This is a genomic window from Dapis purpurea BLCC-M126 (genome assembly GCF_050015975.1).
GTDB lineage: Bacteria > Cyanobacteriota > Cyanobacteriia > Cyanobacteriales > Microcoleaceae > Trichodesmium.
This window is the reverse complement of record NZ_JBNHER010000327.1, coordinates 67,586-78,785: the sequence shown is the minus strand read 5'-3', so window position 1 is coordinate 78,785 and position 11,200 is coordinate 67,586. Positions and strand designations below refer to the sequence as shown.

Genomic DNA, 11,200 nt, shown 5'->3' with positions numbered 1-11,200 from the left:
CGAAACGCTTTTCATGTCGCTCCGCGTTAACGCGCGTTGTGCGGAACGCTAAACGGCATATCCAATCGACTAAGAGAAGAGAAATGATATTTCCCAATCTTCAATTCCCGAAGGGTTTTAACCAGAGGTAATTATCAATTATCCATTATCAATTATCAATTAATGAATTATATCAAATCCGGTTAATTGCACATAGAATCTGGTCATAGGATATGTTTTGATAATTTTTTCAATTACTTTAATAGATATCTCGCTAAATTCCCCACCGGAGAGTGGTTAGGGGTTAATCTCTATCTCCCCATCTCCCCATCCCCCCAACCATATAATAAGTATTCAACCGGATTTGATATTATTCCTTCTTCAAGCTAAATAAGGTTAAATTATTCAACAATTTGATCTGAAAAAGTAGGGGATACCAGTCCTTTGCCCCTACTGTAATCCCTATATTTAATTAAAGCAATTTATATGGTGCTATTTGAATTTTTTTAACACATTAATAATCTCTTCTGGGTCAAGGCGTTTTGTATAATCTGGGTCAACAAAAGCATGGGTAACTGTACCATCTTTAGCAACTACATAAGTTCCAGGAATTGGTAATTCAAAACTTTCATCGCCATTATAAGCTGGTAAGTCAATACCAAAACTTTGATAAATTGGTCGTAATTCTTCGGGAAGTTGAAAAACTAAACCAAATTGTTTAGCAATCTGATTTCCCACATCACTTAATACTTCAAAAGTTAGTTCATTTTTCTCTGTAGTAGAAAGAGAGTTATCTGGAGTTTCTGGAGAAATTGCGATTAATTTTGCTCCTAATTCTGTAATTTGTGGTAGATATTTTTGTAAACCTCTTAATTCCATGTTGCAGTAAGGACACCATCCCCCACGATAGAAGGAAATTACTACAGGATTTTCTGCAAGTAATGATTTTAAGTCTACTGTTTTACCTACTGCATTTTGCAAGCTAAACTCAGGAACTTTCTGTCCTACTTTTAAGCTGTTGTTAACAATGCCAGAATCAGCTAAGTCAACTACGAATTTTTGCATTTTTGCCTTTGCATCTTCTGGTAGTTTTGCTTCTATTTCGGTTTGAAGTTGTTGTAAGTTTTCGGTTAAGTTCATAATATTTCCCATTTTTTTTGAATTTTCATTCCAATTAAGACCAAATTTAGGTAAATTAATTCCAAATGGAAAGTACGATTTTAGCCATCTTTGGCAATGCTTCTCAGTCAGGATTAACTTGATAAATTACCCCAAACCTTGTAAGCAAAAAGTGATAAATTACTGCCTTGGCAATAATTTAATTTTCGTGACTAACTTGAGCTTTTTCTTGGACTGTCCTATGTTACATATAATATCATGTCGGCTGGTATCGGAGCGTGTAAACCAAAGGGTGAATATCTACAGGAAATTTAAGTTTTTTCGGTGTTAATACCCTTCAATAAAACCTGACAAAGCAAATTTCTCAATTCTCAATTCTCAATTCTTACCCTTTTACAATACCGATGCTACCGGACATGATATAACATCTCCCCTAGGAAAGCCAAATTTTAGATTAAACCTAAGAATTTTAATCATTAATTATATCAAAAGTCGCCTGCTGAAGAGCAAGATTTTCAACCCAAATTTTTAGTAAAATCTAGAATCTAAAAAAATACTATATAGCACTACGGAAATAGAGCGTGGACATTTATAAATGTTAAAATTCAAGGGATTCTTCTAACTTCTAACTTGCGCGTAGAGCTATAGAGCGATCGCTTGGTAGGATTTTCTGAAATCAACTTATCAACTGAGTAAAGTAGGCAGCATCTAAGGTTGGAATGCTAGTTAATGTCAGATTTTCTGCCACATGGTTAGGAGATTTCATTCCTACTAGAGCGGAGCATAAACCAGGAACACTCCGGGTAAATTGCAGAGCGCGTACTGCATCTGTTTCCAGGTTTTCCCCCAGGGCAGTCATAATTTTTTGAGGAAGTTGCTTGAGGTTTTTAGCTTGAGCAATGGAAGCACTAGCGATCGCGTTGATGCCAAGTTGGTTTGCTGCAGTAATGGCGGGTAGAATTTTGCCATCTACAAGTTGAGTAGGACTAATAATTGCTTCTGTCATTGTTAGGTTAACTGGTAGTTGGATGAATTGGAAGCGATCGCCTGTTCCACCTGCTACTTCTTGGGCAATAGATTTAGCTTTTGCTAAGTCTATATGTTTTGCATCTGTTGGTGGCACTCGAAAACCTTGCCAAGTAGCTATTCCATAAGCAGTTATTTTGCCAGCATCAGCAGCTTTTTCTAGCACTGAAAAAACTGCTTTTAGACGGCGATAAAATTCATCAGCAGGAATAATTCCTAATTGAGTTTCTGGGTTATGTAAGTAATAAATATCAATAGTTTCTATGCCCAAATTTATTAAACTGCGTTCTAGTTGATCTTGAATATATTCTGGGTGCATACAGTGAACTCCCGCCACCATATCTGTTGCTTGAATATTAAATTTAGGGTTATCTATATATTCTCGTTTAAACCACTCTTCTTTTTGTCGGTTAGGAATAAAACCACCTTTAGAACAAATGATTAATTCTTCTCGCGATACGGTTTTTGATTCTATCAATTTAAGTAGAGCTGCTTTAACACTAATTTCGCCGTGCTGAGACCGATAATTGATAGCAGTATCTATTAAATTTATCCCGTTTTTTACAGATTTAATAATTGCTTCTGTGACTAAATTATCTGTTGCTGGATCTGAGGAACCTAGATATGTACCGATACCTATTGAACTAGCAGTAAAGTTATTAAATTCTCGAAAGTGTTCTGGCAGACATTCTGTTTGATGAAGTTGAGCATAAGACTTGGTTTTTGTTGTTGTAGCTTTTCCTAAAATCACTTTTTTCATTCCTCATTAATTATAATGAATTGCTTGGATATGATACAATAAAATAATATTCAGACAAGACTAAAATTTATCTTATAGTTAACCTCAATAACACCTCTTGCAAATCACAGTTTTGTCAAAAAAATTCTTAATTAAATAATATAAGAAAATTTTTGATTTTAAGCCTCCGGTTCATCTGGAGGTACTGATAACTGATAACTGATTTATGTAGAAAATATATGGAAAAATCATCAATGAAATGATTTGAAGAATAACTAGGATTTTAGAGAAAATTTTCCTTCTACTAAAACTTAAATTTTTCAACCCCAAATACTTCTTCCTCATTCCTTTTCCACCAAATGCTAACTATTCATTTCAAGCAGCAAAATATAGCAGTTGCTATTAATTGCGCAGACATTATTGCTCTTCTGAAATATGGTCTGTGCTGCAAATTCAACTTCTAACTTCTGACTTGAGCTATAAGTGCCATGATATTAACATTCATCGGAGCGTATGACCAATAATACTCTAGTAGTTTTATTGATATCTTCTGGTACATCTGATAACATAATCATGCTTGTATCTAGATAATCAATTTTCCAAATATATTCCACACCATCCAGTGTCACTTGACCCATTTCGTGTTGACCTTTGGGGTCATTTTCAGGTGTAAAATCAGAAAAATCTTGAATTTCTTTAAAAAGTTCTTTTTGTTTTTTTCTTGGTAATGCTAATACTTGCCGACTCATTCTATATTCTCCTAAACTCTTATCTCCACTTCTAAAGCGATCGTTTAACTTAGCTATTGTTGTTCCCCTAACTTCTTCTTTTGTTGTTCTATTCCATAATTCTTGAGCAGAATGTGTTGTAGATTTTACTGTATTGAAATCTGCTAAATTCCAAGACTTTACTGATTCAACTTTGGCTTTCAAACATGACCAATCTATTTGATTATCAATTTTAATCAATCTTTCTGGCTGAGATTTATCTTCTATTAATAATAGAGTTAAATATGGCATTTTTTCCAGTTTATCTAAAGGAGAAGGTAACATATCTCCACCATAATGATTAATCCAAACTTGATAAATATAATCATTTCCTGATAACTGGAACAAAACATATAGTGGTGCAACAGAAATCGAGCCTACTTTTGTGATAAAAACTCCGGCTTTAGCAGTCACTTTAATAGAACTTTCTAAATCCCAACTTTTCCCTCGAGGAAGTTTTAATAAAAATAATGGTTCATAATCTGTTGTCAAAGCAGATGGTGTAGAGAGAGGTAAGAAAATTTGATTTTTTTCAGAACGAGGACGAGTTAAAACCCAATTCCAAGTTGATGTACCTATTGGAGACTGACTAAATATTTTAAAAAAATCATTTTGTTGAGGTTCAGGTAATTGTTTATGTTGATTTAATAATTGTTTATTTCTGCTCATTTTTCTCCAAATAATTGATTTTTAAATGTTATTTTAAGTTCCTTGGTTTTTATAGTTAAGATTAGCTGTCTATGATTTTTATAATGTGGTTGACACTAGGAATAAATTATACAATAGCAGCTTACCTCCTATATTTTATAATAGCTTACTAGATAATAAAATAGAAAAATTGATTAAGGTTTCAGTTAATTATGGGTACTAGAATCTAGTGGCATCTAGTATAACTATTTCTGTACCCAGCTCTATGTTGAATCTTTTGGCCAAAATGTCCTGTTACTGAACTTAGTTTAAGTAGTCAAATTTTCTCTAGTGTGGGTGTTAAGTTTTAAAAAGTTGATGGTATATGCAATATATCAAAAGTCATGGAAAATATTGGTGGTCGATTCAGGTCAGGAATCAAAATTAAAACTTTATATTTTATATATATTTAAGATGTTCAGAAACCATAGAAAATACTTGATTGGCTGACGATAATTATAAAAAATTTTCTCGAATCGGCAAGTAGTATTATTAATAGACATTTCCGAAAAAGATATAAATTTTTTGCAATAGTAGGGAACAGGGAACAGGGAACAGGGAACAGAGAAGAGATTTTCACGCCAAAGGTACAAAAAATGATTTTGTCAGCAGCTTTTACTTCTATTGCTGATTCTAAATAAAGGGCAAGTTCCTGGTTCTGGAGACATCTAAAATATAATCTCTCTCTATTAATAAATTTAATGTATCTGTTAAATAGATATTATCTTTTCCTAAGTTATGCTTGCCTATGGGATGTTACGCAAACCCTTCCTAGTAATTAGTAAAAAGCACAAAAGTATACTTATACCATTTTGTGCAGAAAAAGCACAATTACACAATTGTTTACCTACCCTAATTTGATCTACACAGCTACAACTAAGTCTAACAGTTTGAGATGGTTTAAAATCCTTAAATATACCATTTAATTTAACAGCTCTAAATCCTCAATCTGAGGCAGATCGTTAATTGCCGAGCCATTTTTACGATATGATATATAGAACCCATTTGGGATCTATTAGACATCTTCAGAAAAGAGGGAATAAGTCGAAATAATTGATGTATAAGTGTGCAATAATTGATTTAATTTGGGATTATTGTATAGGTCTATTTATGTACTTAAATATAGGGAGATGGGAAGATGGGGAGATAGGGAGATAGGGAGATGGGGAGATGGGAAGATGGGGAAATGGGGAGATGACAATCAAATATAGCATTACTATGCTTCTTACCGAAAAATAAACGTATAAAGCCTTTTATTTCAAGAGAAAAAGCGGTCGTTTATGAAGCATTCCGTAGGATGGGATGGCACACTTCGGAGCGGCTCTGCAAGAGCGGGTTTCCCCAAGAATGCAGAGCCGCTTCACTTTTCATGTCGCATAGCATTTTTCATTTCGGCTGTCGCCGAAATGCTCGTTGTGCGGAGCGCTAAACGCCATATCCAATCTACCCTCGAGAAAAGTGCTAGAATATTTTCTTATATTTAATTTCCTTACGGTTTTAACCAGAGGTAATTATCCATTATCCATTAATGAAAGAGGAGCTACGCTATCATAAATGGTATAATTTTATGAATTTTTATCTACTACCTGAATTTTTTACACATGATTTCATACTGCTATAATTTCAATCTAAAGTCTTTTTATATGGAGCTCTTAATTATTTTTAACATTCAAAATATTGTATTAAATACAAATTGATTTACTATGGCAAATTTAAGTGGAACTTGGCTAGGTACTTATTGGCAACAGGAAAATCCTACAAGATTTGAAGCCACCTTAATTCAAGCTGGTAATAGTTTGAGTGGCAATATTTTAGATGATAATTATTTAGGAGAAGCCACATTAAGTGGTGAAGTTATTGGACGCAAGATTAGTTTTGCAAAGCGATATCTTATAGGTTCACAATACATTATTAATTATGTTGGTACTGTTTCTGAAGATGAAAACTTTATACAAGGGGAATGGCGAATAAATAGGTTTGATTCTGGCATTTGGGAAGCTCACAAAACCAATGAAGACCTAATGTTTGAGCTAAAGAATATTTTATCTGGACAGTTACCTATATCTTTGTAAGCATTTTCGTGCCCGAATGCTCCGCATTCATGTTGTGCAGCGTTTTATGTCGGCAACACCTGAAAACAGCTATTAGCAGTCAGTAATAAAAATGAAAGCCGAATACTGGTAAGCTTCTCAATCTTAAAAATTATTTCTATAGAATTTGTCTGGTAGATAGCATCTCCTAAATTGGTCTCCTTTGACTAATGTTTTTATCATAATTACCAAAAACTTTAATTTTGATAATTGCTATTAATTATTGCTCAGTATATCAATATTAATTGAGACTTGATTTGGCTATAAACTGATGACGGAATGCTTACCTATATTTGAGTTAACCATTAATAATTTGTCATGTTCTCTAACCGAATAAATTATGCAAAAAAATACTCCTATGTATTGTTTTAGAGCGACTTGGAAATCAGAAACTAAGTTCGATACTAATATGATTCCTGAATGGATATGTGTAGAAACTAATTGGCAAGGATACAAAATATCAACTATTCCTTGGATAGTAGATGTTGCTGTTGCAATCGGGATATTAAATATAGAAAATACCCCTTATGGATGGATTTCATATTTAAAAGATTTTGGATTCCAAGATGTTAAAGAGGTTTCCTGTGAAGATATATTTGAGGAAAAACTATACTCTTAAATATGATTTGTTTCAATAGTCAATACTTATTGTCACTAATACTAAGTGATTCAAGTCACACCCATAAATCTATACCATCACTGCTCAATTCATTCAGATCAATTTAGGATATATTTAATGCCTGAAAATATGAATATTATTCATCAAAACTACTTAATATGTAAAAAAGTTGAATAAAAAACAACCGTAATTATATCCGCAAGAGGAGAACTGCATAAAATGCTCAAAAAAAGGGTTTTATTAGTCGAAGATAGCTCTACTGTTAGGAAAATAATTTCCTACTATCTGATTAGACTAGGACTAAATGTAATAGAAGCTAATGATGGTCTAGAAGCAATCGAAAAAATTCATTCTGAGAAACCTGATTTGGTGCTTTTAGACATTACAATACCAAAATTAAGTGGTTATGCTGTGTGTCAACAAATTAAGTCCGATCCTCAAATAAAGCATATTCCTATAATTTTCTGCACTAGCAAAAATTATGAAAATGATTATTATGAAGCCATAAAATATGGTGCAGACGGCTATCTTAGCAAACCTTTTCAATATTCTGAAATCTTCGCTATGATGACAGAGTTAGGCATAAATAAACTAAGAATAAATGAATATAAGTACACTCCAACTTTAAAAGAAGGTTGTATCAGATTGATAGTGCCGACACATAAAAATTATATTAATCAATTTGCTTAGATAGTTAAACCCTCTAATTAACTTTAGAGGTGATATTCAATATCTACTTACTAATTGAATTATTGATATGTATCTAGTCTAAATGAATTGAAAAATTATGATACTTTTTCAATTCAGGAGGATTAAGAAGTTTCAAATAGGCAAAAAACGGAAATAAATGTTTAATGCTGTTAAAAATTGTGTTAAATTGATAAAATTATCTAAGTAAGTTTTTCAACTGAAAGCAAACGCTCTCCAAGGAAGGCCAATCATCTCTATGGACAATTTATATTGATGAAGCTCCCACAATTAGCAATATTTACATAAGTTAGGATATAAGTAGGGCTTGCTGATTAATACTCATAACACTGATATATAAAGGTTTTAGCCTCTTTAAGCCTTGAAAAAGTACCTGCTTTTTAATCCTAAACCCTCAAAAAGTGAGCATTTTGGTCTGAATATGGCAGAAAAATCAGGGAAAAATTATTCCTCCTACTTTCTCTATCTTACCACCCTCCCCAAACTCTCCACACAAGGAAAAGGAACTGAATTTATAGTTTTGTTGGGAATAGGGAATAGGGAATATTAAGTCCGGTTAAATGGTTATAAATACAGCAATTCCCACAGTTATGAGATACATTTACGATCTCCCTAAATCCCCCTTGAGAAGGGGGACTTTGAAGGTTCCCCCCTTCTCAAGGGGGTTAGGGGGGATCGAATTTCAAGGGGAAACTTTCAACATGAATTCTTTAATTCTGAATTCTAAATTCTAAATTCCTCAACTTTTCTCAAAAATTCCTGGAAACTGGGATGATATAAACTATATCTCTCTCCTAACTCATTTTTCTCTATTTCCACAAACTCCCGCCAATTTTCTAATATTTCCTCAATATCAAATTCATCCCCATCTAAACTTTCATCTAAATTTTTGGCTATTGTTTCTACAGATAAACGAATATCCGAATTAACTAACTGCTTCAATATATTTAATTCTAGTTCTGTTGGCGATCGAGGAAACATTTTTTGCCAATGTTGTTGATAGTAAGAAACTAGAGCTGGTGGTAGTTGATTTTGCTCGAAGTTTGCGTTATTAAAATCGTCGATTATTGTCCTTAATACTGTAGTTAAATACAGCCAATTATCCCCAGCATAATTGAGTAAATTTTCTGTAAAAATATTCTCCCTAATTTGCTGTTTTGCTAACCAGCGATCGCATATTTCCTGATGTTGGTTTTGGCTGAGAAACTGCTGAATATATTCTCTCATATCTGACTTTGTTTCCTGATGGTAATTTTTCAGATTAATAACTTTGTGGGGAGCCTCGATCAAAAGTCGAGATTTTTGGGATAAAAACGGACGGCGGGTAATTAGGAAATAAATTTGCTGAGGTACATATCTCGGCAAATAGAGAATATTTGTATAACTAATTTGGTCGTTTAAGTCGAGATCATCTAGAGCATCTATGGCAATTATTAAGTGTTGGTTGCTGGGGAATGAGTCACTAATTTTTTGCAGCAAAAGGATGAGAAAACCGCCATCTTGAGTCGCATTTTCCGGGAGAATGGGATAGTCTAACCCGTAATGCTGGATGAGTTGGTGGGAAATGTTTTGGAGAAACAGATGGGTGCGGTTTTGTTGATTGATTTGACAGTTGTAATAGACTGTCTGGGAATGGGTGAGAATGTATTTTGCCAAGATGGCGCTTTTGCCACTACCAGGAGGAGCGACTATGGAGATATAGCCGCGATCGTATTGTTGGATGAATTGGTTAATTTCTGAGAATACGGATTTTCTGCCGATAAAGTTTTCGGCGAGGGTGGTGAGAATGGGTTGCCAGTTTGGCGGTGGGGTGTTGGTGTAGTAAGGGTTGATTGTTTGTTGTTTGTTGTTCATAGTTTTTGTGTTTATTGCGATCAGGATTTGCGGAAAGAAACCGGGTTTTTATGATAAATCGTTGTTTTTATGACATCTAGGGAAAAAACCCGGTTTCTGAGTTTGTCTGCGTAAGTCCTAGTTATTTCTCTCTTGAAATTACAAATCATCCGCCATCCAGTCCCTCCATCCTGAAAAAGTGAACCACTCCCTCATCATCCCCCGCAACAACACTCCGACTATCAGCACTGACAGCAACACACCTAAACGGATAATCACCATAAAAAGTCAGCAAGTTTTCTCCAGTCTCCAGACTCCAGACTTTCAGTGTACGATCACTCGAAACAGAAACTACATATTTGCCATTGGGTGTCACTGCTACTGCGTTTACCCAGTGACTATGCCCCCTGAGACTGTGTAACTCCTGCCCAGTATCGAGACTCCAGACTTTCAGTGTTTGACCCCACTCTGAAGCAGAAACCACATATTGGCCATCGGGTGTCACTGCTACTGACGTTACCGAGCTACTATGCCCCCTGAGACTGTGTAACTCCTGCCCAGTCTCCAAACTCCTGACTATCAGCGTTCTATCTTTTGAACCCGAAACGACATATTTGCCATCTGGTGTCACTGCTACTGCGTTTACCCAGTGACTATGTCCCCTAAGACTGTGTAACTCCTGCCCAGTCTCCAGACTCCTGACTATCAGTGTTTGATCCACTGAACCCGAAACCACATATTTGTCATCTGGTATCACTGCTACTGCCATTACCGAGTCTCTATGCTTCTTGAGACTGTGTAACTCCTGCCAAGTCTCCGGACTCCTGACTATCAGTGTTTGATCCACTGAACCCGAAACCACATATTTGTCATCTGGTGTCACTGCTACTGCCATTACCGAGTCTCTATGCTTCTTGAGACTGCCTAACTCCTGCCCAGTCTCGATATTCCATACTTTCAGTGTTTGATCCCACTCTGAAGCAGAAACCACATATTTGCTATCTGGTGTCACTGCTACTGCTTCTACCGATAAACTATACTCCCTGAGAGTGTATAACTCTTGCCCAGTCTCCAGGCTCCATACTTTCAGTGTTCTATCTTTTGAACCCGAAACCACATATTTGCTATCTGGTGTCACTGCTACTGCCATTACCGAGTTACTATGCCCCCTGATGCTGTGTAACTCCTTCCCAGTTTCCAGACTCCATACTTTCAGTGTTTGATCCACTGAACCCGAAACTACATACTTGCCATCTGGTGTCACTGCTACTGCTTCTACCGATAAACTATGCCCCCTGAGACTGTGTAACTCCTGCCCAGTATCGAGATTCCATACTTTCAGTGTTTGATCCACTGAACCCGAAACTACATATTTGCCATCGGGTGTCACTGCTACTGCCATTACCGGGTTACTATGTCCCATGAGAGTGTGTAACTCCTGCCCAGTCTCCAGATTCCAGACTTTCAGTGTTTGATCCACTGAACCCGAAACTACATATTTGCCATCGGGTGTCACTGCTACTGCCATTACCGGGTTACTATGTCCCATGAGAGTGTGTAACTCCTGCCCAGTCTCCAGATTCCAGACTTTCAGTGTATGATCGAATGAACCCGAAACTACATATTTGCCATC

8 protein-coding genes are annotated in these 11,200 nt (G+C 35.4%); 3 read left to right on the top strand and 5 right to left on the bottom strand.

Annotated features, from left to right (window positions below):
- Positions 1–471: 471 nt before the first annotated feature.
- The 3 genes from ACP6PL_RS30175 to ACP6PL_RS30165 form a co-directional block, all read right to left on the bottom strand.
- Positions 472–1,119: a peroxiredoxin-like family protein gene (locus tag ACP6PL_RS30175; protein ID WP_426549062.1), complete on the bottom strand. Its 648-nt coding sequence runs from the start codon at positions 1,117–1,119 to the stop codon at positions 472–474.
- Positions 1,120–1,774: 655 nt separating this feature from the next.
- Positions 1,775–2,884, bottom strand: coding sequence for an aldo/keto reductase (locus tag ACP6PL_RS30170; RefSeq protein ID WP_426549061.1), 1,110 nt, complete (start codon positions 2,882–2,884; stop codon positions 1,775–1,777).
- Positions 2,885–3,357: 473 nt separating this feature from the next.
- Positions 3,358–4,299, bottom strand: coding sequence for a DUF3768 domain-containing protein (locus tag ACP6PL_RS30165; protein WP_426549059.1), 942 nt, complete (start codon positions 4,297–4,299; stop codon positions 3,358–3,360).
- 1,721 nt (positions 4,300–6,020) lie between these two features.
- Between ACP6PL_RS30165 and ACP6PL_RS30160 the strand changes: the two genes are divergently transcribed.
- From ACP6PL_RS30160 to ACP6PL_RS30150, 3 genes are all read left to right on the top strand, one after another.
- Positions 6,021–6,389: a hypothetical protein gene (locus ACP6PL_RS30160; protein WP_426549058.1), complete on the top strand. Its 369-nt coding sequence runs from the start codon at positions 6,021–6,023 to the stop codon at positions 6,387–6,389.
- Between the two features lie 358 nt (positions 6,390–6,747).
- The gene (locus ACP6PL_RS30155) at positions 6,748–7,026 is read left to right on the top strand and encodes a hypothetical protein (protein ID WP_426549057.1); all 279 of its coding nucleotides are present in this window, start codon (positions 6,748–6,750) and stop codon (positions 7,024–7,026) included.
- A 219-nt stretch (positions 7,027–7,245) separates the two neighbouring features.
- A complete protein-coding gene (locus ACP6PL_RS30150; protein WP_426549056.1) occupies positions 7,246–7,716 on the top strand; it encodes a response regulator in 471 nt (156 codons plus the stop codon).
- A gap of 741 nt (positions 7,717–8,457) precedes the next feature.
- On the opposite strand, the gene ACP6PL_RS30145 is transcribed toward ACP6PL_RS30150, so the two are convergent.
- A complete protein-coding gene (locus tag ACP6PL_RS30145) occupies positions 8,458–9,588 on the bottom strand; it encodes a P-loop domain-containing protein (protein WP_426549055.1) in 1,131 nt (376 codons plus the stop codon).
- 145 nt (positions 9,589–9,733) lie between these two features.
- Positions 9,734–11,200 (bottom strand): WD40 repeat domain-containing protein (locus ACP6PL_RS30140; protein ID WP_426549054.1); only part of this gene is annotated, 1,467 nt, incomplete at its 5' end.

Coding starts and splice junctions, on each gene's coding strand:
- ACP6PL_RS30165 (WP_426549059.1), bottom strand. CDS start 4,299: ATGAGCAGAAATAAACAATTATTAAATCAACATAAACAATTACCTGAA.
- ACP6PL_RS30150 (WP_426549056.1), top strand. CDS start 7,246: ATGCTCAAAAAAAGGGTTTTATTAGTCGAAGATAGCTCTACTGTTAGG.
- ACP6PL_RS30145 (WP_426549055.1), bottom strand. CDS start 9,588: ATGAACAACAAACAACAAACAATCAACCCTTACTACACCAACACCCCA.
- ACP6PL_RS30155 (WP_426549057.1), top strand. CDS start 6,748: ATGCAAAAAAATACTCCTATGTATTGTTTTAGAGCGACTTGGAAATCA.
- ACP6PL_RS30170 (WP_426549061.1), bottom strand. CDS start 2,884: ATGAAAAAAGTGATTTTAGGAAAAGCTACAACAACAAAAACCAAGTCT.
- ACP6PL_RS30175 (WP_426549062.1), bottom strand. CDS start 1,119: ATGAACTTAACCGAAAACTTACAACAACTTCAAACCGAAATAGAAGCA.
- ACP6PL_RS30160 (WP_426549058.1), top strand. CDS start 6,021: ATGGCAAATTTAAGTGGAACTTGGCTAGGTACTTATTGGCAACAGGAA.